Source organism: Caballeronia sp. RCC_10, assembly GCF_041360715.1.
Classification (GTDB): Bacteria; Pseudomonadota; Gammaproteobacteria; order Burkholderiales; family Burkholderiaceae; genus Caballeronia; species Caballeronia grimmiae.
On the sequence record NZ_JBFUPT010000007.1, the window covers coordinates 238,610 to 263,311 of the forward strand.

Annotated in this window: 28 protein-coding genes and 1 pseudogene; 16 read left to right on the plus strand and 13 right to left on the minus strand. The window is 62.7% G+C overall.

Features of this window, described 5'->3' with window-relative positions; all coding sequences use genetic code 11:
* Positions 1–170: 170 nt before the first annotated feature.
* Both AB6804_RS15765 and AB6804_RS15770 read right to left on the minus strand, forming a co-directional pair.
* Positions 171–1,094: a YihY/virulence factor BrkB family protein gene (locus AB6804_RS15765; protein WP_370887207.1), complete on the minus strand. Its 924-nt coding sequence runs from the start codon at positions 1,092–1,094 to the stop codon at positions 171–173.
* A 119-nt stretch (positions 1,095–1,213) separates the two neighbouring features.
* Positions 1,214–1,381 carry a hypothetical protein gene (locus AB6804_RS15770; RefSeq protein WP_370887208.1) on the minus strand — a complete coding sequence of 56 codons (168 nt, stop codon included), beginning with the start codon at positions 1,379–1,381 and terminating at the stop codon, positions 1,214–1,216.
* 305 nt (positions 1,382–1,686) lie between these two features.
* Between AB6804_RS15770 and AB6804_RS15775 the strand changes: the two genes are divergently transcribed.
* Entirely contained in the window at positions 1,687–3,165 is a 1,479-nt protein-coding gene (locus tag AB6804_RS15775) for an NCS1 family nucleobase:cation symporter-1 (protein ID WP_370887209.1), read from the plus strand.
* Between the two features lie 157 nt (positions 3,166–3,322).
* On the plus strand, positions 3,323–4,309 hold the full coding sequence (gene tehA, locus AB6804_RS15780) for a dicarboxylate transporter/tellurite-resistance protein TehA (RefSeq protein ID WP_370887210.1): 987 nt from the start codon (positions 3,323–3,325) through the stop codon (positions 4,307–4,309).
* A gap of 275 nt (positions 4,310–4,584) precedes the next feature.
* Here the strand turns inward: tehA and AB6804_RS15785 are convergent, their stop codons facing one another.
* A complete protein-coding gene (locus AB6804_RS15785) occupies positions 4,585–5,502 on the minus strand; it encodes a LysR family transcriptional regulator (protein ID WP_370887211.1) in 918 nt (305 codons plus the stop codon).
* A 206-nt stretch (positions 5,503–5,708) separates the two neighbouring features.
* On the opposite strand from AB6804_RS15785, the gene AB6804_RS15790 reads away from it, so the two are divergent.
* From AB6804_RS15790 to AB6804_RS15800, 3 genes are all read left to right on the plus strand, one after another.
* Entirely contained in the window at positions 5,709–6,128 is a 420-nt protein-coding gene (locus tag AB6804_RS15790; RefSeq protein WP_370887212.1) for a hypothetical protein, read from the plus strand.
* Positions 6,129–6,155: 27 nt separating this feature from the next.
* The gene (locus tag AB6804_RS15795; protein WP_370887213.1) at positions 6,156–6,404 is read left to right on the plus strand and encodes a hypothetical protein; all 249 of its coding nucleotides are present in this window, start codon (positions 6,156–6,158) and stop codon (positions 6,402–6,404) included.
* Positions 6,405–6,524: 120 nt separating this feature from the next.
* Complete coding sequence (locus AB6804_RS15800) at positions 6,525–7,058, plus strand: cupin domain-containing protein (RefSeq protein WP_370887214.1); 534 nt, start codon at positions 6,525–6,527, stop codon at positions 7,056–7,058.
* Positions 7,059–7,079: 21 nt separating this feature from the next.
* Here AB6804_RS15800 and AB6804_RS15805 read toward each other — a convergent pair whose 3' ends face one another.
* Entirely contained in the window at positions 7,080–8,024 is a 945-nt protein-coding gene (locus AB6804_RS15805) for a DMT family transporter (protein WP_370887215.1), read from the minus strand.
* 310 nt (positions 8,025–8,334) lie between these two features.
* On the opposite strand from AB6804_RS15805, the gene AB6804_RS15810 reads away from it, so the two are divergent.
* Together AB6804_RS15810 and AB6804_RS15815 are read left to right on the plus strand one after the other, a co-directional pair.
* Complete coding sequence (locus AB6804_RS15810; RefSeq protein WP_370887216.1) at positions 8,335–8,862, plus strand: YqjD family protein; 528 nt, start codon at positions 8,335–8,337, stop codon at positions 8,860–8,862.
* A 78-nt stretch (positions 8,863–8,940) separates the two neighbouring features.
* The gene (locus AB6804_RS15815; RefSeq protein ID WP_370887217.1) at positions 8,941–9,408 is read left to right on the plus strand and encodes a response regulator; all 468 of its coding nucleotides are present in this window, start codon (positions 8,941–8,943) and stop codon (positions 9,406–9,408) included.
* Positions 9,409–9,667: 259 nt separating this feature from the next.
* Here AB6804_RS15815 and AB6804_RS15820 read toward each other — a convergent pair whose 3' ends face one another.
* Both AB6804_RS15820 and AB6804_RS15825 read right to left on the minus strand, forming a co-directional pair.
* A complete protein-coding gene (locus AB6804_RS15820; protein ID WP_035966215.1) occupies positions 9,668–9,934 on the minus strand; it encodes a DUF1488 domain-containing protein in 267 nt (88 codons plus the stop codon).
* 73 nt (positions 9,935–10,007) lie between these two features.
* Positions 10,008–10,223 carry a zinc ribbon domain-containing protein gene (locus tag AB6804_RS15825; RefSeq protein ID WP_370887218.1) on the minus strand — a complete coding sequence of 72 codons (216 nt, stop codon included), beginning with the start codon at positions 10,221–10,223 and terminating at the stop codon, positions 10,008–10,010.
* A gap of 142 nt (positions 10,224–10,365) precedes the next feature.
* On the opposite strand from AB6804_RS15825, the gene AB6804_RS15830 reads away from it, so the two are divergent.
* On the plus strand, positions 10,366–10,911 hold the full coding sequence (locus AB6804_RS15830) for a DUF4142 domain-containing protein (RefSeq protein WP_370887219.1): 546 nt from the start codon (positions 10,366–10,368) through the stop codon (positions 10,909–10,911).
* A 51-nt stretch (positions 10,912–10,962) separates the two neighbouring features.
* Here the strand turns inward: AB6804_RS15830 and AB6804_RS15835 are convergent, their stop codons facing one another.
* Positions 10,963–11,664: a carbonic anhydrase gene (locus tag AB6804_RS15835; protein ID WP_370887220.1), complete on the minus strand. Its 702-nt coding sequence runs from the start codon at positions 11,662–11,664 to the stop codon at positions 10,963–10,965.
* 284 nt (positions 11,665–11,948) lie between these two features.
* Here AB6804_RS15835 and AB6804_RS15840 point away from each other — a divergent pair, with 284 nt between their 5' ends.
* Both AB6804_RS15840 and AB6804_RS15845 read left to right on the plus strand, forming a co-directional pair.
* Complete coding sequence (locus AB6804_RS15840; protein ID WP_370887221.1) at positions 11,949–12,245, plus strand: zf-TFIIB domain-containing protein; 297 nt, start codon at positions 11,949–11,951, stop codon at positions 12,243–12,245.
* A 46-nt stretch (positions 12,246–12,291) separates the two neighbouring features.
* Positions 12,292–12,810 carry a CBS domain-containing protein gene (locus AB6804_RS15845; protein ID WP_370887222.1) on the plus strand — a complete coding sequence of 173 codons (519 nt, stop codon included), beginning with the start codon at positions 12,292–12,294 and terminating at the stop codon, positions 12,808–12,810.
* 15 nt (positions 12,811–12,825) lie between these two features.
* Here the strand turns inward: AB6804_RS15845 and AB6804_RS15850 are convergent, their stop codons facing one another.
* Positions 12,826–13,590 (minus strand): hypothetical protein, encoded by a 765-nt coding sequence (locus tag AB6804_RS15850; RefSeq protein ID WP_370887223.1) that lies wholly within the window; start codon positions 13,588–13,590, stop codon positions 12,826–12,828.
* Between the two features lie 438 nt (positions 13,591–14,028).
* On the opposite strand from AB6804_RS15850, the gene AB6804_RS15855 reads away from it, so the two are divergent.
* From AB6804_RS15855 to AB6804_RS15865, 3 genes are all read left to right on the plus strand, one after another.
* A complete protein-coding gene (locus AB6804_RS15855; protein ID WP_370887224.1) occupies positions 14,029–15,342 on the plus strand; it encodes a hypothetical protein in 1,314 nt (437 codons plus the stop codon).
* A gap of 1 nt (position 15,343) precedes the next feature.
* Positions 15,344–16,657, plus strand: a complete 1,314-nt coding sequence (locus tag AB6804_RS15860; RefSeq protein ID WP_370887243.1) for a cellulase family glycosylhydrolase — start codon at positions 15,344–15,346, stop codon at positions 16,655–16,657.
* An 85-nt stretch (positions 16,658–16,742) separates the two neighbouring features.
* Positions 16,743–19,112 (plus strand): GNVR domain-containing protein, encoded by a 2,370-nt coding sequence (locus AB6804_RS15865; protein WP_370887225.1) that lies wholly within the window; start codon positions 16,743–16,745, stop codon positions 19,110–19,112.
* Positions 19,113–19,174: 62 nt separating this feature from the next.
* On the opposite strand, the gene AB6804_RS15870 is transcribed toward AB6804_RS15865, so the two are convergent.
* Entirely contained in the window at positions 19,175–19,327 is a 153-nt protein-coding gene (locus AB6804_RS15870; protein ID WP_370887226.1) for a hypothetical protein, read from the minus strand.
* 101 nt (positions 19,328–19,428) lie between these two features.
* The gene (locus tag AB6804_RS15875) at positions 19,429–19,932 is read right to left on the minus strand and encodes a hypothetical protein (protein WP_370887227.1); all 504 of its coding nucleotides are present in this window, start codon (positions 19,930–19,932) and stop codon (positions 19,429–19,431) included.
* Positions 19,933–20,204: 272 nt separating this feature from the next.
* Here AB6804_RS15875 and AB6804_RS15880 point away from each other — a divergent pair, with 272 nt between their 5' ends.
* Positions 20,205–20,513 (plus strand): hypothetical protein, encoded by a 309-nt coding sequence (locus tag AB6804_RS15880; protein ID WP_370887228.1) that lies wholly within the window; start codon positions 20,205–20,207, stop codon positions 20,511–20,513.
* A gap of 211 nt (positions 20,514–20,724) precedes the next feature.
* On the opposite strand, the gene AB6804_RS15885 is transcribed toward AB6804_RS15880, so the two are convergent.
* Positions 20,725–21,180 (minus strand): hypothetical protein, encoded by a 456-nt coding sequence (locus AB6804_RS15885; protein WP_370887229.1) that lies wholly within the window; start codon positions 21,178–21,180, stop codon positions 20,725–20,727.
* Between the two features lie 841 nt (positions 21,181–22,021).
* Here AB6804_RS15885 and AB6804_RS15890 point away from each other — a divergent pair.
* Positions 22,022–22,588, plus strand: a complete 567-nt coding sequence (locus tag AB6804_RS15890; protein ID WP_370887230.1) for a TetR/AcrR family transcriptional regulator — start codon at positions 22,022–22,024, stop codon at positions 22,586–22,588.
* 137 nt (positions 22,589–22,725) lie between these two features.
* On the opposite strand, the gene AB6804_RS15895 is transcribed toward AB6804_RS15890, so the two are convergent.
* Positions 22,726–22,908, minus strand: a complete 183-nt coding sequence (locus tag AB6804_RS15895) for a hypothetical protein (RefSeq protein WP_370887231.1) — start codon at positions 22,906–22,908, stop codon at positions 22,726–22,728.
* A gap of 133 nt (positions 22,909–23,041) precedes the next feature.
* On the opposite strand from AB6804_RS15895, the gene AB6804_RS15900 reads away from it, so the two are divergent.
* Positions 23,042–23,191 (plus strand): hypothetical protein, encoded by a 150-nt coding sequence (locus AB6804_RS15900; protein ID WP_160174737.1) that lies wholly within the window; start codon positions 23,042–23,044, stop codon positions 23,189–23,191.
* Positions 23,192–23,483: 292 nt separating this feature from the next.
* Here AB6804_RS15900 and AB6804_RS15905 read toward each other — a convergent pair.
* Positions 23,484–24,702, minus strand: a pseudogene (locus tag AB6804_RS15905) (ISNCY family transposase); the annotation flags it as partial.

Here is a 24,702-nt window from a genome sequence, read left to right on the forward strand (position 1 = left end):
TGTTGCGAGGCGCGGGGAATAGCGGCGTCGCCCGCCCGTGCAAAAGCTGAATAGTACCGTAGCATTGAGCAGGCCAGCACGGCACGTTCGACATTCCTCAGATCAGCGGTGCCGCGTTTGGTGGCATCGCGTACAGACGGCGCATGACTTAATGGTAGCGCGCATCGTGTTCAATGTTGCGCGTCCTCGGTCGTGAACGGCTTCGTGACATCGCGTTCGGGCAAGCCGAAACGCTCGAACTCCGATATCACCTGTGCCCCGAAAAGCAAAAGCGTCGCGAGTGCTTCGAGGCTGAACAGCACGACGATGGACGTTGTCAGCGAACCATAGACGACGCTCACTTGCGACAGCGTCGCGAAGTACCAGACGAGGACGTGCCGCGTGATCTCCCAGAGCACGGCGGCCGTCACGCTGCCGAGCAGCGCGAGACGAAACGATGGCCTTCCGACCGGCATCACGAGATAGATCGACGTCAGCACGAAAATCTCACCGGCCACGCCGAGCAGATACAGCAGCACGCGCGATGCACCCTTGAGCGACACTTCGATGCCGAGCAGCATGACGCTGTTGTCGCCCATCGCCTGCAAGCCGTTCGACACGAGCGTCACGATCAGCATGCCGACGCCGAGAAAAAGGATGTAGCAATAAGGCAGCAGCGCGGACAGCAGGAAATGCCGTCGACGGATCGCGACGCGATGAACGAAGATCACCGACATCGCGTTTTCGAGCACGGTGAAGGCGAGCGAACTGAAGAAGATCATCGTGACGAGCAGCAGCCAGCCGATGACCGCGCGATGCGTCAGGAAATTGGCGAGTTCCCGCACGACCGCCCGCGCCTGTCCCGGCACGAGCCATTCGAGCAGATGCGCGAGCGTTTCGAGCAACTCGCGCTGGCCGACGAACTTCGACAGCACGATGACGATGAGGATCAGCAGCGGCACGATCGACAGCAGCGCGTAATACGCAACCGCGCCCGCGAGCAGCATGCCCTGGTTGGCGCGAAACGCCTTGATCGTGCGCTTGAGAAAGCCGAACGGATGGCGCGCGACGTTGTGAAGCTGAGGCCCCAGTACAGGGCCGAGAATCTTCGACATGGGACCTCCGCGACGCGCGCATGTGCGGCGATGGGCGCGATGTCCTGCCCGCCTGATCTAAAAGAGGATGTGAAGGTCGGGGAGCAAGTTGCACGCCCGGCTGCGGAGTTTAGCCGGCTTTAGCGTTGTCGTTGCTGGGCAGCGGCTTGCTGCGCGGCCTCTTCGAAGGCGATGTCGAGCAGCGCATCGACATCGCGTGCGGGCAGATCCGCCGCTTCGATGCGGCGCAGGCGGCAAAAGAGCGCGAGCGCTTCGGCGGCGGCCGCGAAGGCATCGCCCCAAGCCACGGGACTTTCCTGCTGTGCGATTCCCGGATCGCGGGACGGGAGGCGTTTTTTTCTCATGGCCCACATATCGGCATGAATGCGGCTTTACTTGAGCGGGCAGCCCTGCATCGTTCACCTTTTCGGCATCATGCATTAATCTTGCATCAACGGCCGACGCTGCGAGTCCGCGCATGCATGGGCGAGCCGTCGCGGCGCGGTGCCTCTCGATAGCGCCGGCCATTCGCATGTTCATCGCGGCTTCTTTAGTCTGCCGAACGTGAGCGTTCAACCACGGGTTGAAGCACGCCTCGGCCAGGGAGACGGTCATGCCTGCTTCTCACGTAGCCGATTCGTCCACACCCGGCCCCGGCGCCGATGTCGAAATCGTCAACGCCGACGAACGCCTCTACAACCACGATCTCGCGCCGGTTCCGCGCGCACGCCGCACATGGACTGGCTACAGCATCTTCGCGATGTGGATGTCGGATGTTCACAGCGTCGGCGGGTATACCTTCGCGGCGAGCCTTTTTCTGCTCGGACTTTCAGGCTGGCAAGTGCTGCTCGCGATGACCATCGGCATCCTGATCGTCTATGTGCTGATGAACTGGGTCGGCAAGCCGAGCCTCGTGCATGGCGTTCCGTTCCCGGTGATGGCACGCGTGTCGATGGGCGTCATGGGCGCGAATCTCGCCGCGCTGATTCGCGGCGTCGTGGGCATCGTGTGGTATGGCGTGCAGACGTACTTCGCATCGAAGGCGGTCGCGACGCTCTTGCTGCTCTTCGTGCCATCGGCGGTGGCGCTGCGCGATTCGAGCTTTCTCAGGCTCGACATGCTCGGCTGGGTCAGCTTCCTCTTCATGTGGCTGCTGCAACTCATCATCTTTCAGCGCGGCATGGAGATCATCCGCAAGTTCATCGACTTCTGCGGGCCGGCGGTGTATGTGGTGATGTTCGTTCTGATGGGCTGGATTCTGTATCGCGCGGGCCTCGGCAGTCTGGACGTTACGCTCTCCGGCAAGGTGCTGCCCGGCGACGAGCAGTTGCACGCGATGGTGAACGCGACCTTGCTCGTCGTGAGCTATTTCGCGGCGCTGCTGCTCAACTTCGGCGATTTCTCGCGCTTTGCAAAGAGCGAGCGGCAAATGAAGATCGGCAATTTTCTGGGGCTGCCGTTCAACTTCCTTGCATTCGCGATCATCACGGTGATCGTCACGGCGGGCAGCGAGAAGGTGTTCGGCACGATGATCATGGACCCGGTCGAGATCGTTTCGCGTATCGACAACAAGCTCGCGGTGGCGATCGGCAGCATCACGTTCGTCATCGCGACGATGGGCATCAACATCGTTGCCAACTTCGTTTCGCCGGCCTATGACATTGCAAATCTCTTTCCGAAGCACGTCGACTTCAAGAAGGGCGGGCTGATCGCATCGATACTCGCGGTCCTCGTGTGCCCGTGGATCTTCGTCGACAGCCCGAAGGCCATCACTATCTTCGTGTCGGTTTTTGGCGCAGTGCTCGCGCCGATGTACGGCGTGATGATGGCCGATTATTACCTCGTCAAGCGCCAGCAGGTGAACGCCGCTGAGCTGTATACGATGCAGCCTGGCGGTCGCTTCTACTACGACGGCGGATGGAACAAGGTCGGGCTGACCGCGTTGCTCGTGTCGGGCGTCATCTCGGTGGGATGGGAACTCTCGACGCAACTGTTGAAGATTCTGCCCGCCAACAATCTCGGCTGGCTGATCGGCGCGGTGGCCGGCGCGGTGCTGTACGTCGTATTGATGCGCATCGCGCGGCGCAAATAGCTCTGCTTGCGCGATGCGCGGCGTCGCAAGTTGAGACGATCGCGCATCCGAACGAGACGCTGCGACATTCGCACGGCCGCCGCTCGCCCCTAAGCTCTCTCCAACGACAGACGAACGCATTCGCGCTCGCCGCGTCCTTCGATAAGGAGAGGCAGCAATGAATACGAATCTTCCATCCGGGCGTGCGCCGATGCCCGTGGCGTTCCTCGGCATCGCGGTCGGTGCGCTCGCGCTTGCCGGTGCGTGGCGCGCGGCGGCGAAGGTGTGGCCGATTCCCGACAGCGTGCCGGCGGTGATGACGATGGTCGCGCTCGCCGTGTGGCTGGTGCTGATGGCCGCCTACGCGCACAAGTGGCTCACGCAGCGCGCCGATGCGATCGCGGAGATGCAGCATCCGGTGCAATCGTCGTTTGCCGCGCTCGCGCCCGTATCGACGATGCTCGCCGCGCAGGCCGTGCAGAGCGAATCGCGCGCCTTGGCGATCGCGCTGTTCGCGGCGGGCGTCGCGAGCCAGCTTGCGCTCGGCGCGTATCTGCACGGACGATTCTGGCAAGGCGGCCGCAAGCCGGAATGGACGACGCCCGCCATGTATCTGCCGACGGTCGCGCCCAGCTTTGTCGCGGGTACGGCGGCAACGGGCTTGGGCTGGACGCAGGCCGGCATGCTGTTTTTCGGAGCGGGCGTGTTTTCGTGGATCGCGATCGAATCGCTCGTGCTGCATCGCGCGGCGGTGCATGAGCCGCTTCCCGATGCGCTGCGCCCGAGCCTCGGCATTCAGCTCGCGCCGCCGGTCGTGGGTGGCGTGTCGTATCTCGCCATCACGCATGGCGTGCCGGATACCTTCGCGTACATGCTGCTCGGCTATGGGCTGTATCAGGCGCTGATGCTCGCGCGTCTCGTCCCGTGGATTCGTCAGCGCAATTTCACGCCGTCGTACTGGGCGTTCAGCTTCGGCGCGGCCGCGCTGCCGACGATGGCCATCCGTATGCTCGAACGCGGCGCGCAAGGGCCGGTCGAGTGGATTGCGCCGGTGGCGTTCGTCGCGGCGAACATCGTCATCGCGATGCTCGTTGCCGGAACGCTCCGGGCGATGATCGCTGGCCGCTTGTTGCCCGCGCCGGCGATCGCGGCGAAGGGGGCTTGACGGTTTCGCGGCGGATTCTCCGCGTGCAGGGGGAATCCGCGAACCGCAGGGCGGCGAGTCCGTCTCAACAAACTTGCCGCTCAATGCTCGCATTCAAGACGCATGGGCGCTTCACGCCGACTCGCTCTCCAGTGTCTCAGTCACAAAATTCCGCAAGGACGCCACCCACGTCTTGATTCCACGAAAGCGCCACCCCGAATCCGCGAACCGCAGACCGGCAGGTCCGTCTCAGCGAACGCTCCACGCCCGATGCTCGCATCCGGGAAGACTGCGCTTCACGCCAGCTCGCTCTCCAACGTCCCAACGACGAAATCCCGCAAGAACGCGACCCACGTCTTGATCTTCGCATCGAGATACTGGCGCGACGCGTACATCGCATAGATTGTCATGGTCTGGAGTTCCCATTCCGGCAGCACGCGCACGAGCGCGCCGCTTTTCAGCAACGGCTGAACCGACAGCGCTGGCAACGGCGCAATGCCGAGCCCGTCCGTGACCGCGACGGTGAGCGCGTCGGCGGCGTTCACGCGCAGGCGTCCCGGCGGCAAGTCCACTTCGACGCTGCCTTGCGGGCCTTCGAAGATCCAGCGATCCACCGGAAAGAACGCCGTGACGAGTTGCAGGCACGCGTGTTCGGACAACTCGTCGATGGAGCGAGGAACGCCCGCACGCTCGAGATAGCGCGGCGACGCGCAGAGCACGCTCGGCATCGTGCAGATGCGGTGGGAGATGAGCGCGGAATCCGGCAGTGTCGATGTCGTGATCTGCAAGAACACGTCGTAGCCTTCGTCAAGCATGTCCGGGACGTTCTGCGACAGCGTCAGCTCCACGCGCACTTGCGGATGCGCGTCGAGATAGCGCGTGAGCGCGGGCACGACATAGTGCTGCCCGAAGGTGATCGGCGCATGCATGCGCAACACGCCGCTCGGCGACACTTGTGCGTTGCTGGCTTCGGCTTCGGAGACATCGACGAGCGCGATCACTTCCTTGCAGCGGGCGAGATACCGGTTGCCCGCATCGGTGAGCGCGACACGGCGCGTCGTGCGGTTCAACAGGCGCGTGCGCAGATGCGCCTCCAGATCCGTGACTGCACGCGACGCCTGCGCCGTGGTGATGTCCAGCTGTTGCGCCGCGGCAGTGAAGCTCGCTGCTTCCGCGACGCGCGTGAAAATCCGCATGCTTCGCAACAGGTCCATTCGCCCATCCCGTTTTGACGAAGCCCGCACTATCCCACGAGCACGCGCGCCGGCGCAACGGCGGGCGGCGGCGTTGCATTCTCAACCGACCGTTCGTTTCAGCGTTCACATCTGTTACAGGTGTTGTAACGCAAGCGCGCGACGCCGCGAATACCATGGATTCATGGCCGCACTCTCATTGCGGCCTTGGGCAGGAGAAGAAAAAAATGAAGATCAAGAGAGTCGTAGGGCTGGGGATCGTTGCCTGCGCGGGTCTCGCCTGCGAGGCGGCGACGGCGGGCGTGAGCATCGGCGTCAATCTCGGGCTGCCAGTCGCGCCCGTTTACGCGCCGCCGCCCGTGTACGTGCAGCAACCCGTCTATGTTCAGCCGCAGCCGGCTTACGTCGAGCAACAACCGGCTTACGTCGAGCAGCAGCCGGTGTACGTCGAGCGGCAGCCGGGACCGCCGCCCGTCGCGTACCGGGCTGCGCCGCCTGTTGTGTATCAGCCTGCGCCCGTGGTCGTGGCGCCCGCGCCGGCGATCGTCATCGGCTGGCATGGCGACCGGTACTGGGACGGCGCGCGCTACTGGGAGCGTCGCGACTGGTACGCGCATCACGGCGGTTATGGTTATCGTCACTGGTAAGCCGGAATTGGCGGGGAGGCTGTCGTCATGAAAGCATCAACTACAACGAAGCCGGGCGGGCGAAGACTGGCGCGCTCGCTCGTCCTGCCCGTCGCGCTCGGGCTCGCGGCAGGGCTGGGCGGGTGCGTCTATGCGCCGCCTTATGGCTATGCGCCCGCGCCGGCATACGGCTACGCGCCGGCTTATGGATACGCGTACGGGCCGGCTTATTACGCGCCGTCGGTGTCGGTGGGGGTCGGATTTGGCGGGGGTTATGGGCACTGGCACGGGCGGTGATAGCTGCCGTGCCGGTCTCACGGCTCGACGGCGTTTAACGCAAGCCGCGTTCGGCTGATTTGCCGGCATCCTTGGAACACCCGTTGCTCGGCCTTCGCAAACTCTCGCGGAGAACCTGATATGGCCGAGCAATCCGAAACCCTTCATGCAGCCGACGCCCGCTGCGAGCACTTCAAGCTCGCCGCCAATGGCTGGGTGCCGAACAACTCGCGCCTGCCGGTGCTGTTGTGGCGCGGCGCGATCGAGCCCGGCGGCCGCGACTGCGGCAGCCGCTTCGAGGCGCTCTTCGCGCAGAACGGCTGGCCGCCGCAATGGCGCGACAGCGTCTTCGACTATCACCATTTCCACTCGACGGCGCACGAGGTGCTCGGAGTCGCGTCGGGCGAGGCGGAGCTGATCATCGGCGGTCCGGGAGGGCGCGTGATCTCCGTGCGCGCCGGCGATGCGCTCCTGCTGCCCGCCGGCACCGGTCATTGCCTGCTGAAAAGCGGCGGCCGGTTTCAGGTAATCGGCGCGTATCCGCCGAATCAGCAATGGGACATCCGGCGCGACGCCCTCAGCGCCGACGAACTGCGCGCGATGCAAGCCTTGCCGTTCCCCGCCACCGATCCCGTCGGCGGAGAGGACGGCGCCCTCACGCGGCTGTGGCGCTGAGCGCCACGGTCCGTAGTCCCGTCACTGCTTCGCGCATTCCGGGCGGCGGGTGCGCCACGACGGCACGCGTTTGACTACGCCTGTCGCCAGCGCCGTGCCCGCGAGCACGATTCCGCACGCCGCCGCCATGCCGATCGACACGCGTTCCGACAAGAACAGCGCGCCCCAAAGAATGCCGAAGATCGGGATCACGAACGTCACGGTGATGGCGCGCGCCGGGCCGGCCACCGCGATCAGGTGAAAGAACAGCATGTACGCGACACCCGTGCATGCGACACCCAATGCGATCACCGCGCCCCACGCGTGCATCGACACCGGGCCCGCAGGCCACGACACCAGCGCGAACGGCAGGAGCACGAGCGTCGCGGCCGTCATCGTGCCGGCGGCGACGGTCAGCGAATCCACACCCATCAGATGGCGCTTCGTATAGCTTGCCGCGATGCCGTAGCAGAGCGTCGCCGCGAGGCCGGCCAGGGCAGCGAGCGCGGTGCTCATCGGCGTGACTGCGGAGGCCGTCGCGCCCGGATGAGCCAAGGTCTGGTCCCATACCAGCGCGAGCACGCCGGCGAAGCCGATCGCGAGTCCCGCTACGCGCAGGCGGCTCAGGCGATCACCGAGCCACACGAACGCCACGAGCGCGCCCCAGAGCGGCGTCGTCGCGTTGATGACGGAGGTCACGCCCGCCGACAGCGTCAGCTCGGCATACGCGAAGAGACAGAAGGGCGCGGCGGAGTTGAACACGCCGACGACGATGAGCGGCCACGCGCGCCGCCGCATCGTCGCGATGGCTTCGCGCGGCGAGCCGCGCAGCGCCAGCACGATCAGCAGAAACAGCGCGCCGATGCCGACGCGCAGCGCCATCAGCGGCGCGACGCCGAGATCGGTCACGCCGACACGGATAAACAGGAAGGAGCCGCCCCAGAGCGCGGCGAGTAGAAGCAGTTGAGCGAGATTGACGGGATTCATGGCGGGCTTCGCAAAGGAGTCGGGAGCGAAGCCATCGTATCGGCGGGCGCGCGACGGATGCTTCGGCGCGGCGTGAAACGAAAGATGCATCGCCTGACAGGAGAGTCATCGTAGGCGTGCGGATCGCGAGCGGCAAACGAGCAATTCTCACCGGTATGTGAAAGAAATTGCGATGCTTCGCGCGGTCGTCCGGCGAACCGGCCTATGCCGAACGGACGACTGGCGGGCCTGGCGATCCGGTGCGACTCTTGCGTCATCGATGCGCGCATTGATTGGCCAATGCATCTGGTACGCACAAGGAGAGGACGTCATGGCTAACGTAAACGGCAACGCATCGGGGAGCACAGCAGGCATCACATCGGATAACGCGTCGGGCAACGGTGCGGGAACGCCGGGCGGGCAACCGCCCGCGCCGCCGCTGTCGCGCAGCGCGGTGACGAGCGCGATGGAAGCGGCGCTAGGGCCGGGCATGGAGCAGGGTGGCGATGACAACGTGACGCCGCTCGCGGCCGGCGCGGCGCACAAACCGCCCCGGCACGTGCCGACGCGTTCCCCGGAGCATGTGCATGGCAGCCCGCTCGAAGGCGGCGACAGTCCTGCGGTGCTTGCACAGCCGGCATCGGCATCGTCGGAGGGACAGGGCAGCCGCTTTCATCCCGATCCGGCTTCGACGAGCGGACGCGCGAAACGCGTGATCGCCGGCGCGCAGGACGTGGCGGTCGCGCGATATCGCCGCGTGACGGAGGGCACCGATGACTTCGTGCACGACAATCCGTGGAAAGCGATCACGATGGGCGCGATAGGAGGGCTGATTGTCGGCTTGCTGATTTCGCGCTGAACGCGCCGGCCCGGGCGGCGGGCCTCGTCCTTGCTTGATGCCGTTACGGCGCGGCGCTCATCGCCGCGCCGAACGGACATGGACGGAGAACTGAACAAAGCGGGTACGGGCCGCCGCGAAGTGTGGACGCCTCGCATCGCGGTCGTCACCGCGCCGCGACGCGTGCTTATCGCGCATTCGGAGCCGAATGTTGGGGACTCTTTCGCGCTGCTGCTTGCGATGCGCGGCTTCGAAGCCGTGCAGATCGGCGAGCCGGAACGCGCCGTTCAGTTGTCGTCGACGTGGCATCCGCAGGCGGTGTTCGTCGATACGCGCTTCGGCAGGTCGGCGGGCGGACAGGCGAGGGCGGCAATGCCGGACCACTGGTTCGTGCGCGAGTTGCGCGGACACGCCGATACGCCCGACACGCCGCAACAACTGGTGATCGCTTTCGCATCCGATGAAATGCGCGATACGCTGCAGACCGCCGGTTACGATGGCGTGTGCCGCAAGCCTTGTCCGTTCTGGTGGCTGGTGGATGTGCTAACGCGCTTTTATGCGCGATGACGGAGCGCGGTGCGTTTATTGACCGCAAGCCTGCGGCAATGACTCGATGTATGGAACGCGTAGGCCGTTCGATATAGATGCGCCAACTCCATTTCATTTAATGAAAAGAGCAGCACCAAGGCTGCCCGTTTATCGAGAAGAACGAAGCACGTCGCTCTACGTGCCTTGCTCGAACGCATAGCGAAAGTCGCACTCCGAGTTTGGCTGAATCACGCATCCCGACGGACGCGCTCATCAGCCAACGCAACTAAGCAACTCTTCAGCGGCGATTGAAGTCGTTCGTTTCCAGTTCGACCGACTGTCCGCCATTGCGCTCGAGCGTTCGCCGGGCTGCCTCCTCGATCTCGACACGTCCGCCTTCGAAGGCACTCAGCATCGCGTGCGACGAAGTGCCAGCATTACCGAAGTGATCGTTGAGCGCATCGAGAGAGACGCTGCACCATACTTCGCGTCCATCGACCGTCGCTTCAAATGCGACCCGCGCTGCCGCCACGACGTGACGCCGCCCGCTGAACTCTATCGCCATCCTTCACCTCCTGTTTTCGTCAGAGAAACGCTGCACGGTCTGCAACGCTCATGCCCGCCGCGACCGCACTGCGCTAACAGCATGAACAGCCGCCGACGTGCCGCATGCCGTAGCCGCCCACGCTTTCCTTCGATTCTCCGCCGCTGCTTCCTACCGATGGCGCGCCGATTGTCACACGCGGTGCGGTCTCGCCGCAGCCGGGACAGGAAGCGGGGTCGTCGCGCTCGGCGATGCGGCGTACTGCTTCGAACGCGCCGCATCGCGCGCACTCGTAGTCATAAACGGGCATGGTGCTCTGTCGGGAAAGGGAACAAGAACAGTGTAGCAACTCATGGCTTGCAGCAAGCCATGTTCCGAATCATGTCATGCGTGAAACGGCGTGGCATCGGTATTGCTGCACAAGCGGCAAACAACCGCCCAAGGAGGCTTCAATGAAACGCAATGCAGTTCTGCTCACCGCGCTGGCATCGGCGCTTCTATCCGCCGCGCCGGCAGTCGCACTTGCGCAGACGCAGGCGGCCAGCACCACGCAAGCCAATGAACTGGGATCGCCAGACAAGGAATTCGTGCAGGCAGCGTCGATGTCGAGTTCTACCGAAATCGATGCAAGCAAGCTCGCATCGAAACAGTCGCAGGACAAGGACGTGAAGAATTTCGCGCATCACATGATGGTCGATCACACCAAGCTCACGCTGCAACTGAAGATGGCTGCTCCGCACGGCGTCACCGTGCCGAAAGACAACTCCGATACCGCCGTGCTCGATTCGCTGAAGGGCCTGAAGGGTAAGGAGTTCGACACCGCCTATATCCAGAAGGTCGGCGTCGAGGGCCACAAACAGGCCGTCGAGGCTTTCCAGAAGGAAGCGCAGGAAGGGCAGAACGCGGATCTGAAGAAGGCGGCTCAGAAGGCGCTGCCGACCATCCAGCAGCATCTGAAGATGGCGCAGGATCTCGCGGCCAAGAAGGGCGTGCAGTAAGCAGTTCCATGACAGGCGCGGCGCGAGCCGCGCCGTCTCAGCGTGCGCCCATCAATGCGCGCCCTGGCGCAGCAAGCGCTCCCGCGCTTGCGGAATCGACTCGAAGACACCGCCGCCTTCGTCGAAAACCGATACCTCTCCCTGTCCGATGTCGTAGACCCAGCCCTGCACCTGCAGTTGTTTGAGCGCGAGCCGCCCGGCCACTGCCGGATGCGTGCGCAAATGCGTGAGTTGCAGCCGGATGTTTTCTTCGACCATCGCCTGCACGACGCGTTCTTCTTCCAGCTTTCTCGCCGTCACGACGCTGCGCGCGGCTTCCGCGTTGCGCAGCCACGCGTGAACCGTGGGCATTTCATCGGCGATCGTCGCGCCCGACGCAAGGCCTTTCATCGCGCCGCAATCCGAATGGCCGCAGATCACGATCTGCCGCACGTTCAGCGCCAGTACCGCAAATTCGACCACGGCTGACACGCCGCCGAGCATCTCGCCATACGCCGGCACGATATTGCCGATGTTGCGGCACACGAACAGTTCCCCGGGACGCGTCTGCGTAATCATTTCCGGCGACACCCGCGAGTCCGCGCAGGTGATGAACAGCGTATGCGGCGCCTGCTGGTGCGCGAGGCTTTTGAAAAGCGCTTCGCTGTCGGGAAAGACGAAGCGGCTGAAGTCTTCGGCGCCTTGCAGGAGGTACAGCAGGTCGGGCTGATCGGAGCCTTCGCGTTGTTCGCTCATCGTGGATTTATCGGACATTGGGGGCCCTTTAAGTGCGGATTGGCGAGCGGCTGCCCGCCGCCAACCGAGAGCTTGCGGGGTTTTGAGATGATGCGCAAGTCGTTGGCGATGGACTTCGCATCGTGGAGAACCGTACTGGTGGCGCGCGCACCGGGCGAAAGGTTCGATACATCGCGTCGAGCCTGCGTCAAACGCATGAACACTTCGGTTTTTCCGAACCGATGCGCTCGATTTCGTGCATTTCATGGCGTCGATGCTTCCGCTAGATTGTCTTCATCGAAAGCAAACCGAAAGGAATCGACATGAAATGCCCTTTCTGCCCCGCGACAGACCTGCTGATGACGGCTCGCGAAGGCATCGAAATCGACTATTGCCCGAAGTGCCGCGGCGTGTGGCTCGATCGCGGCGAACTCGATCACCTCATTCAGCGCGACGAGCAGGTGTCGTCGCAGAGCATGCAGCAGCCGCCGCATCAATACGCCCGCGATGGCGACTGGGACCGTCGCGATCACGATCATCGCTACGGCGATTCGAAAGGACGGCACGGTTACCCGCGCCGCAAGAAATCCTTTCTCGGCGAAATGTTCGACTTCGACTGAAGCTGGCAGCAGGTGCAGCGTAACTTCTTAGGCAACGGAGAAAGGCATGGCAACGGTGAAGCAAGTCCTGAAAGCGAAGTCCGATACGGCCGTCCATACGCTCAGCGCCGAGGCGAACGTCTACGAAGCGATTGCATTGATGTCGCATGCCGGCGTCGGTGCGCTCGTCGTGACCGCGGGCGGGGATCAGAACGGCGCGGTGCGCGGCATCGTGACCGAGCGCGACTACGCACGCAAGGTGATCCTCCTGGACAAGGCATCGCGCACGACGACTGTCGGCGAGATCATGTCCGCGCCGGTGATGTCGGTCAGTCTCGCCACGCGCACGGACGATTGCATGGCGCTGATGACGCGGCATCGCATCCGTCATCTGCCGGTGATCGATGGGGTGCGGCTCGTCGGCATGGTGTCGATCGGCGACATGATCCGCTATGTGATCGACGAGCAGCAGTTCGCGATCGATCAACTCGAAACCTACGTGCGCGGCCCGCACCACGATACGCCGACCTGCGCACTCACGCGCCGCAGTCCGCTGCCGCAAACACTCGCGACGCGGCTTGCGTGAGTTCTGCACACCTCGTCAAGTCGCGTCGATCTCGGCGGGATACGCCGCCTCTGTAGGAACGGCTCTCTCGTTGCGGCGCAGGCGATTGACCTGCGCCAGCCCCAGCGACAGACCTGGGTCCAGATAATGAATGACGAGGCTGCGGCGCTCTCCCTCGAGCACATCGAGATTGCAGTGCTGCATCAGAAAGCCGTTGAACACGTAGATGCTGCCAGCCGTGCCCCGGATGCGCGTGCACAGCCCCTTGTCCAGATGGCGTTGCGTGCGCGCCGCGCGAAGCGGGAAGGGTAGCGCGCGCTCGCCCCACTGCATGCTCTTGCGCAAGACGTTGTCGCGGCGTCGCGGAATGCCGCGCGCTTTCCGATAGACGATGAGATCGCCGCTGCGGTCGTCATCGCTTGCGGTTTGCAGCACGATCACGAGCGTCAGCACTTGCGAATCGAAATGGCGGCAATGGCTGCCTGACGTCGATGCGCTGCTTCCCACGCGAAGCCCGAACCACGGTCCTACCTTTCCGTCGACATGCATCGTCGAGGCGAGCCAGTTCGACGCGGCCCGCACCGCCTCGCTTTCCAGTTCCCTGAACGCGGCATCGTCCCGCAGCGTGTGCACGATGTCTTTCGCGCAGCCGAAGAACTGCTCGTGATCCGGTGTCGCTTCGTAAGCTGCATCGAGCTTGCTTTTGATCGCGGCGAGCGTCGGCGGCGCCACCATCGATTCGAAGATCGCGATACCCCCTCGCGATGCCTGCGTCAGTGCGGCACGGTCTTGTGCGTTCATATAGCGCTCTCGGGATGACGTGGATGGACGGCGATTCGCTTGGGCGTCGCATGTCCTGCGGCGCATTTGATAGGCAATCCTATGCTTGACGATCATGCCGCAATGTACGACGACGAACGCATGTTCACGACGTGACGTATCGACGGCAACGCAGCGGCCGGCGAGCCGATGCGGCGTCTATGTGCGCTGCCGCTCTTAGCAACGATTGCGAGCGCGCCCTTATGCGCGAAAGCCGACATAGCAAACGTGAACGCGGCTCGCCGCCTGGGCGAAGCGTGCGTCTTCGCACTGAGCCGCGTATACCCCACGGGTAAATTTCCGGCAACGGGGATGAGCCTGGCCAGGTTCGTCGGCAGTCACCCGCGCGTGCACACAACAAGAGGCGGTCGCCGGTTGCTTTCGACACGACGACACCCAACGACATGCGACGGTAGAACAATGAACAGGGTATTGGACAGGGCATCGCTCGAAGACAAGCTGTGGGTGGCGAGTTTCATCGCAGCCGTCGGCAGCGACGTGCTTTCGGGCGTCATTCGCTACTACACCTCGATGGCAGGCGTGCCTCAGGCCGCGTATCTTCCCAAGCTGCTGATGCTTGCCTGGGTGATGTACACGATGATCAGGCGTCCCAGAGCGAGTCACGCGCTCATCGCGTTGTACATGCTCGCGGAATCGTGCGTGTCGCTATCGCATGGCGTCGCGCCCGAAGCTGTCGGCTTCTGGCTATGGACGGTCACGCCGATGCTCTTCGCGCTCACCGCGACACCGCAAGCACTCGCGTATTTGAACGGCCGAGTCGCGACAACGGGGCTCGCGGTGCTGGCGGCGCTTTGCGGCATCGGCATCCTCGCCAACACCTTCATGACGATGCCGTGGGTCGGCGTCAGCGTCTCCGTCGGCGGGCATAACGTACGGGCCGCTGTGGCTTCGTATGTCGGCATCGCATCGCGGCTTTCGGGCTTCGGGCGCGACAGCGCATCCACGGGCCTGATGGCCGGTCTGCTCACAGCGTGGCTGCTGATGCGTACGGACAAGCGCTGGTTGCAGTGCGTGTTGCTCGTGTGTGCAGGCGCGGCGATACACGCCACGACCAACAAGACGGCGCCGGTCTCGCTGGCCATTGTCGTCGTTGCGCACTGCTTCTTCTCGACGATGACGATCAAGCGCGCCTGCCTGTGGGCCGCGGGAATCGCGATCGCGTTTCCGTTCGTGTCGTACATCGCCACGCTGATGTTCAATCTTTCGGGCACCGGTTTCACCACGCTCGCTTCGTTCCAGGACCGCATGTTCAACACATGGCCGGTCATCATGGAAGGATTGCTGAAGAACAACCGCATCTGGCTCGGCCTCGGGCCAGGCGGCTTCGGCTCGGCAACGACGTATTACGAGAGCGCGTTCGGCTTCAATGTCGCCTACGCGGACAACTCGCTGCTGTATGCGATGGCGAACTTCGGGCTCGTCGGCGCGCTCCTGCTCGTGGCGTTTTTCGTGCGGCTGATGATGCGCGCTCCGACCGACGACCGGCCGACGTGGGCGATGCTGCTCTACCTGCTCTTCTCGTGTGCGACGACCGATACCTTCGAATCGATCGGCTGCCTGCTGTTCTTCGGCGTCACGTTGAGCTATCTGCGCGAGAACGCAGCGTTCATGCAACCGGTCATCTGGCGCATGCCGGCCCGCTTTACGCCGGCCAACTGGCGGGGGCGCGCAACGGTGATCGATGCGTCGCACGACGGCTTGCGGGGGCTCTGACATCATGCAGAAGAGCGGCAATATTCGGCGACGGCTCGCGGTGGCCGCTGTACTGGCGATGTGCGCGTCCATGCTGCCCGCATCGGCGACGCCGAGTCTCATCATCGATGGCTCGTCGTCGTCGCTCGAACGCGCGTACGTCGCGTTGCCGTCGTTTGCATCTGCAAGGGCGAACACGGGCGTGGCGATACACCAGATCGGCGATACAAAGCTGCTCGACGCCGTGAAGGACGTCGGCTTCTCGTTCGTGCGTACGGACCTCTTCTGGGAAGCGGTGCAAGCGCCCGATGGCTGGCACTTCGCCGGCTTCGACGGTCTCGTGAACAATCTGCGCGCACGCGGCCTCGGCGCGCTGCTGATTCTCGGCTACAAGCATTACGCCTATAGCCCGAATCAGCCGCCGACATCAGCGCCGCAGCTCGCCGCGTTCCGCACGTATGTCTATCAGGCCGCCTTCCGCTATCGCGATGCGCCCGTGCGCTTCGAAGTATGGAACGAGCAGGACCACAAGGATTACTGGCTCGCGGAACCATCGCCTGCGGCTTATCGCGCGCTGCTTCAGAACGCGGTGCAAGCGGCGCGGACGGCCAATCCGAACGTGGTGATCGCAACGGGCGGCGTCCAGCAGGTGGATCGCGGCTTCATTCGCGCAGTCGGCGATATCAGCGCGACGCAGACGGGCCCCGATGCAGTGAGTGTGCATCCATACCGGCAGCAGGAGCCGGAGACGGTGCTCGACGACTATCGCGAGTTGCGCCACGACCTGTCGGGCTACGTTAAACGTCCGCAAGTGTGGGCAACCGAATGGTCATACCCGAGCTTCGGATATCACTATGTAGCTGATATCGCGAATGGTCATTCAAGCGAGGCGCGTGCTAGACAGGCCAACTATGCGGTGCGGCTGCTGATGATGAACTGGATCGCGCAGGTCGGGCTGACGTCGTACTACGACATGCGCAACGACGGCACCAACCCGAAGGAAATGGAACATAACTTCGGACTACTGGATGCGGGAAACAGGAAGCTGCCCGCGTATCACGCAGTAAAGCATCTGTTCGCGTTCACGGCCAACGCAAAAAATGCGCGCTACTTCATCGACGAGAAGGAGCAAACCGTCGTGCTCAAGCTCGACGATGCGCGCGCCACGAAATACGTTGTCTGGTGTTACGGCGCGGGCAACGTCATGAATCTCGATGTATCGCGTCTGCCGGCCAGCGCGGTCATCGCCGATCTGTACGGCACGCGGCGCGACAGGCGCAACGTGCTGGCAGTGACCGAAGCGGAAGGACCGGTGTTCATCACGGTCGGTTCATAGCATCAAGCGGCGTGTACGAGGGAACGCGCCGTCGTCGGTTGCGACTGACGTCTCTGGTTTTCATCTAATTTGTTAGGGATATAACATGCTTTCATATAACATGCGCCCCGCCATGACGCCAGTTCCGCAACGCGGCGACGGTCTGGTCGATCTGTGGCGCAGCGTCGTGCGTCACAAGACCTTGCTCGGCGCTGTGACCGGCACGTGTTGCGCAGCGGGCGTGCTTTACGTTCTGCTCGCAACGCCGCAATACCGCGCCGAGGCGCTGTTGCGCGTGCAAAGCAAGGCGGGCACGTCGATCAGCGCACTGTCGGACGTATCCGGTTCCATGGCCGCCGATGCTTCCGCCAGTGATGAAAGCGATGTACTGACTTCGCGCTCGGTCGTGAGCGCCGCGATTGCACAGACGAGCGCCGATACCGTCGTCGAGACGCAAAGTCATTTTCCGCTGATCGGCAGTTATCTGGCTTCGCGTCACGCAAGCGACAGCGAACTCGCGCCTGCGCCGTTCGGACTGGATCAGTATGCATGGGGCGGCGAGCGACTGAAGCCCGGCGTTTTCACGGTGCCCGAATCCGCGTTGAAAATGAAGTTCCACGTGATCGCGGGGCAAGGCGGACGCTGGACGCTCTTCGACAAAGACGACAAGGCGCTCGCGCAAGGGCGGGTCGGCGAGACTGTGTCCTTTCAGGTCGATACGCCGGACGGGCGTGCTCCCGGCGAGTTGCGCATCGACACGTTGCGTGCGCGTCCCGGCGTGAGCTTCAAGTTGCGCAAGTATTCGCAACAGACGACGTTCGACAACGTGCTCGCGCGGCTGCGCACGTCGATTCCGCCGCGTGAATCGACGCTGCGCGATCCGTCGTTGATCCGTCTCAGCTATCAGGCCGAATCGCCGCTGGTGGCGCAGGCCATGGTCAACGCGATCATCAAGACGTATCAGGAGCGCGATGCCGAACGCCGCGCTGCACAGGCGCAGACGAGCCTCGACTTCCTGAAGAAGCGCCTGCCCGCGCTGAAGCACGATCTGGAAGCCGCGGAGAGCCGTCTGAACGCGTTCCGCACGCAGACCGGCACGGTCGATATGGCGCAGCAGAACACTGCGCTCATCACGCGCATGAGCCGCCTCGAAGAGCAGCAGACCACGTTGCAACTGGCGCTCGACGCCGCGCAGCATCGCTATCGGCCGGAGAACGAGAACTATCAAAGCGCGCTCACGCAGCTCAATCAGGTGAAGCATGAGATTGCCGAGACGTCGAAGATTGCGGCCAACCTGCCCACCGTGCAGCGGCAATACGTCGAGCTTGCACGCGATGTCGCCGTCACGACTCAGCTCTACACGAGCGTGCTGACCAATGCGCAGCAGCTCGAAGTCGCGGCAGCCAGCACGCCGCCGGGCATGGCCGTGGTCGACTGGGCGGTCGCACCCGAAAAGCAATCGTGGCCGCGTGCGTGGATCGTGCTGCTCGGCTCCATCTTCGGCGGCTTGTTCCTCAGCACCGTGTCGATCTATCTGATCGCGATGAATCGCAAGGAGCTTCGTAGTCCGGAAGAAATCGATCACTTCTCGCAACTGCCGCGTCTTGCCGTGATCGCTCGTTCGACCGCGCAACTGAAGCAGGACGTCCGCGCACTGACGCACAACGCCGCGCCCGCCAAGCTGCTCGCGATGACGAGTCCGACCGATCCAAGCATCGAAGCGCTTCGTTCGCTGCGCAGCAGTGTGCGTGCGATGCTGAGCGGCGCGCCGGTTCCGATGAACCAGTTCGGCCTGGGCGGCATGAATCCGTTCAATTCGGCCAACGCGATGTCGTTCGCCGGCACCACGAGCGTGATGAATCCCGGCTACGTCGTCGATGCGAATCAACCGGGCGGCAAGGTCATCCTGTTCACCGGTCCGACGCAAGGTGTGGGCAAGAGCTTCGTGTCGTCGAACTTCGCGTATCTGCTGGCCGAGACGCGTGCGTCCGTGCTGCTGATCGACGCCGACATGCGTCAAGGGCGGCTGCGTCATCTCGTCGATGGCCGCACCGGGCCGGGGCTGGCCGAAGTGCTGGAAGGCACCGCGCGCCCGGACGAAGCAATCGTCCCGCTCGGCAACGGTGGCCTCTCGATCATGGATGCGGGTGCGTTCTATCCGGAGAACCCGGCGGAACTGCTCGGCCGGCCGGCGTTCCAGGAAACGCTCGCCATGCTGCGCGACATCTACGATTACGTCGTGATCGATTCGCCGCCGGTCCTGCCGGTTAGCGACGCGCTTTCCATCGCGACGCAGAACTGCGACTTGGTGCTGCTGGTGTCGCGGGCCGATCGGACGGGTGCGCGGCAACTGGAGGAAACCTTGCGCCGCCTGGAGAACGTGGGCGCGAAGGTCGGCGGTCACGTGTTCAACGGATTCGCGCCGGGACGCTACGGCGCACGCGAAGAGTACGGCTTCAAGACGGTCGCGCGTTAAGCGGGACGGGCAGTCCGGCGGGTCATCCCGCCGGACTGCCGAACTGCCGAACTGCCGGACGATCAGGCGTCGGCGTGCAGGAGTTGCTGCAACGTGCCGACGACTTCGTCCCAGCCGCCGAGTTCGCTTGCCCGCACGAGGCGCATGCTCGGATACCAGGGCGTGGACGTCGGCTCGCGGTCGTACCGCCACTCGGCGACCTGATTCAGGAACATATAGCAGCGCTTGCCGAGGGCGCCGGCGTAATGACTCAGGCCGCCATCGTTGCGGATGAAGGTATCGAGCTGGTCGATGATTGCCGCCGAGTGAGTCAGTGTCAGATCAGACTGAGCGTGGTGAAACGGTCGAGATCGGCCGAGCGCGGGTCGTTCAGCCAGCGGCGACGTTCGAAGCCGCGTTGCATGATGCCCCAGTACACATCGCGGGAGTCTTCGAACAGCAGCTCGAGGTCAGGCAGACACAGGTTGCGGTTTGCAAAGTTGTTCGCCGATTCGCACGAAGACCAGAACAGGCCGACGCAGCGCCGTCCGCGCGCACGCGTCCGAATTTCATCGATGATGCCGTCGACACTCGACGGATGGGCCGGCTCGATGCACCGGTGCGACGGTGCGTAACCCAGCACCGGGAAGAGCGACGTGAAAAGACTGAACGGGTCTGTCCACATCGCGGCGTCGCCGGAGGGCCTTTCGAAGCCGGTGGAGTACATCATCGCGCGGGCCAGTTCGGCTCGCTCCGGCTCGGGCATCGCGAGGCGAAGCAGGGCGTCGTCGTAAAACACCTGTACACCCATCGCTTCCAGCGCGCAAAGGTACGCGACCAATTGACCATATCCCCATAGCCGGACGCAACCAGACGAACCTCGAGGCGGGCGGGCGGGGTGCGCTCGCCGGTCCAGTAGCCAGCCAGATCGAGGTGAGGCCCTGCGCGATGCCGTCGCGCCGCATCGTGCTGCGCGCCTGATGATGGCCGAGGACGAAAGCCGCATGCTCGTCGAGACCTATGGGAGTGATGCCGATGACGGTCGTCGTCACCGAGATAATGCCAGCGGTAGACGCGCCATAGACGGGCGGCAACCGGCGAGGTGTCCGCCTTTTGCGCGAAGTGTTCAATGGCCGTGAGCGCCACTTCCTTTATCCCGAGGTAAACACAGATGTTACACAGACAGTGAACGTGGAAAGCGAAATTCTCGGATTTGCGTGTCAGCCCGACGCAAATGTCGAGCGCCTTGTTGAATTGGCCAGCGCGAAGAAGGGTGACGGCTCGCCAGTGCCAGTAATCGGGCGTGTGGCCGTCCGAAGCACGCCGTTCGTCGAGGAAACGGAAACACTCGGCGATATTGCCCGCGTAGAGTTGCTTATGGAGGCGTGGTATTGCTCGATCATGCTGGAGTCCGTGAAGTAGGTTCGGCTGCGCTCGATCGTGTGATCCCGCTTGCTTACCTCTTTGTAGTACGATCCCGACCTGCGACCGAAATAGAATTCCGCGGTTATTCCAGATAAGCCGCGGGCAAGGTTGCAAGTCAGGCGCTCGTCAAAAGTCGCGCACAAGCGGTACGGATTCTGGATTATGGCGGACGCCATGATTGAACAAGTTCGTTCTGGTAATCAGCGCTTTATACCAGTTGACGGGCGCCACGGAACATTGCATCTATCTTCGGGGATACGCCGCCGAAATTGCCGGACAACAACTGCTCGCAAAGACGGAAGATGTCGATCATTTCGTCCGACTTGCTGCAGATCCCGATCCTATTCATGCAGAAAATCTCGTCCAGAATAATCACGTCTCTTAATGTCGTGCAAAACAAAATAGGAACGCAGGGAAAGCGGCGTCTTAAATCGAGAAGACAATCCAGATTGCCTATATCCACGTCTCGCTGCACGCACGCGGGATCGAGTATGAGAAGGTCGACGCTGTTGGCCTGCAGGCGGTCAATCAAATCGAAACGCAAAATCACCGAATCAACCGTACTCTCCAACGGACCTTCGCTGAGCAGCGATCGCAAGGCGTGAACAATGACCGGTGCGGTTTCAGCGATGAGAATCTGACGACGAGCAAACTCCTGTTTCATTTTCATGCCCTGTAAGGTGTTGAAGGGTGAATCGGTTTCAGAAACCGAGAATAACTGAGTAAGTGGTCACGTACTATTAAAATTTTTCGACTGTCCATTCTAAATTCGATAGTAAGAGTGATTCTTATGGATATCCGAGTTAAATTAAGTGCCTTTGAGATGAATTAACGGATTCGCGGCAGTTAGTGTCTATAAATCCGTGATCAATGCCTGTAATCGTCGAAGCGGTTCAAGTGAACAGGTCACGCACGAAATCTTCAAAAAGTGTGGCGCGAGCTGAACAGATAGAGTTCGTCTTGCTGGCGTTGCTGCGAGCCCCGTCTTTACAGCCGAGAGAGTGTGACCAAGGAGGTGAGAGCGCAATACGATGTATCTGAATTGATCTGCGCGGCGTGCTGCCACCTCGGCCGAGGACGTGGAGTCATGCGCCTTTTTGGGGCGGCGCGTTCGAGAGCGTTGTTCGATTTACGGGCGGTACACGTAGATCGTTGTCGTTCGCCGATTCTCTTATACAACCTGTAAAGCCGTCCGACAATCACTATTGCACGTCAGTTTTTGTCGCCGCGATATGTGCAAATTAATGCCAAATTCCGGGAAACCCCCTTTCGTCGCTGTTCAATGGGAATGTCCGTGTTCATTAACTCCGTAACATCGGTTAATGAAGCGCGACTGCCCCCGTTCGATATTCGAAACGAATTCAAGTTGAGCTAACCCGCCCTTGGTGTTTCGACTTATTTCATTCGGTCGACTGCCTATAATCTCGTTCCCGAACCACGATAGAAGTGCGTACAGTGAAGCGCGAGTTCCGCGCTTACATACGCTGTACAGTTGAGAGGCTTGTATGAATGATGTACGAGAGCGCATCCTCGGAACCGCCGCGCGTTTGTTTTCTCAGCATAGCTGCCACCAGATCGGCGTCGACCTGATCGCGAGGGAGTCGAACGTCTCGAAGGTGACGATGTACCGATACTTCCAGTCCAAGGAAGCGTTGTTGCTGGAAGTGTTGAAGGAACGGATGCAGGCGATAGAAGAGGCGCTGACATGCGCCATCGCCCGCAACCCGTCGGGCAGGGAGCGGCTCAGGGCGATCTTCCGATGGTACGAAAGCTGGTTCAATCAGCCCGATTTTCAAGGATGTGTCTTTGTCGCCGCGCTTTACGAATATCACGCCCATCCGCAGGTAGTCAGCATGGCGGAGGCGCAAAGGGAGCGGCTTCGTGAACTGATCCGGCGCGCTTTGCTCGACATGATTCATCCGTCCGTCCTGGACCAGTTGAGCCGCCAAATGGTGTTTCTGCTCTACGGGGCAATCTTTTTTGCGCAGACGGGCAGGAAAGGCGCGGCGGCGCAGGATGCGTGGGAATGTGCGAATCAGCTCATCGACTTCGCCATACAGGGAAGAGTGTGATGGGAGGTATCAACAATGCGCGAGCGATCGCATGAAGCAAGGATGGTCGCTCACGTCTCGAAAAGCCCTGGCAGTGCCGTACAGACAGCTTGTATGAAATCGGCAACAAGGCGCGGTCCGAGGGAGCGCCGGGCTTCTTAGCGATCCGCGTTTTCGCCGTCAGGCGGCACGCCTGCGGGACTCGGGGGATCACGTAACTCGGCGTCTTGTCCCGGGGCGTGCGGCGGATCTTTTGGCTGCGCCGGCCCGAGGTCGGTCAGGCCGTCCGAGTCGATGGGGTTTTCGGGCGGATTGGTGTTTTCAGGAGATGCGGTCGACATAGTGGCTCCGTTTCCGTGACGTTCCAGTTCCGGTTATGCAGCAAGCGGTGGTCCGCTCGCGTGGGCATTTTTCGTGCTGAAACGGTATCGCGCGCTCGGGCGCGCTTCCACAAACACCTGAACTGGAGTTGACATGACAATTCCGCAGAACGAACCCGGCACCGATGTCGTCGATAACGACAAGGCGAAGCAGCCAGCCACGCAGGCCGACGAGACCAACAAGGACTTGCCGCTAACTGAAGCCGACGACGGCAACACGCGGACGCCGACGAATCCGTCTTGACCGCCAGCGGGACGGCCGCCGTGCGGCCGATCTTTGCCAGCTCATCGTCCCTGTCTGTAGTGGCTGATGCGGACACGCCAGACCTGCAACCACGCACGAGAGCTGCCGCGTCAGGCTAAAGGCACCTGCTGATTACAAGCGCGATATCCGATGTAAGCAGGTAACGATGTCATGGCCAGATAGAAATGTCGCACCTCGGGCTAAATACAGATGTCGTCTCTGTTCTCGGGTTTCACGCTCACGCAGCGTTGCAGCATGAGGCGTGAACGGGCAGGGCGCGGGTGCATGAACGTCACCGCTTGCTGACCGCCGGACTGCTCTTTACGGATCTTGCGCCGCGTTTGCGTTCATGCAGCGCCAGCATCGTTGCCTCCAGATCCTGTTGCGTGAGCTCGCGCTGTTTCTTCGTGCCGGATGCGCGTCGTGGCGTGCGTACCGCCGCGCCCCGATGCGCGCGCGAGGGCGCCGTGCCGATACTGCGGTTGTCGCGCTCGGCCTGCACCTCCTGCGCCAACTCGAGAACGTGCGCCAGACGCTTGCACTCGACGATCGCGCCCTGATCGATCTCGGTGAGCCGGTCGTACTGCCGGCACACCAGCACGCGATCGCCGGCCCGCAACTCCGTGCGTCCGTCCGGGTACTCCCACACCTCGATATCCCGATGAATCAGCGCGCGGTTCGCGTCGGTGTCCTCCAGCAAATACAGCACGCGGTCGTACTGCACCGTGAGCGCCTTGGTGACCCGACGCGCCTCACGCCAGGTCAGCACCCGTTCCAGACGCTCGTCGGCGCGCAGCGGCCGATGCATGTCATAGCCGCTTCTCGGGGGCTTGGCAAAGCGCGCGTTGTAGTCAGCCATGAAGGCCGGCGCATAGGCGTTGGCTTGCTCCACCGTATTGATGCCGCGCAGGCGCAACTCCTTGACGAGCCGATCCTGCAAGGTCAGATGCGCGCGCTCCACGCGACCCTTGGCCGAGCTCGAGTTGGCGCAGAAGGTATCGATGTTCAGTTCGTACATCGCCCGGCCAAACTGCGTCGTGCTGTGGCCGGTCTTGCCCGCCGTCGCGTTGCGAAACACCGTGAACTTGTCGCTGTAGAACGCACTCGGCTTGCCATGGCGCTCGATGTACGCGCGCGTTGCCTCGAAGTAGCTGAAAGTCGACTCGCTGCGCGTGAAATGCAGCAGCATCAGGCGGCTCGTGGCGTCATCCACATACACCAGCAGCGTGCACTGTGGCGCACGGTCCTCGAACCAGCGATGCTCGCAGCCGTCAATCTGGATCAACTCGCCCAGGCACGAGCGGCGCGTGCGGGCTGATGGACCTTGGGCGGACGCTGGCGTCTGGGCACCCACAGTGCCGCGTCGATCATCAACTGGCGCACCGTTTCCTTCGCCAGCCGAATGCCGTGACACTCGACGAGCTTCTCGCGGGCCAGGGTCGGGCCAAAGTCGGCGTAGCGCTCCCGGATGATGTTCACGGCGCGCTGCGCCAGAACGTCGTCCAGCTTGC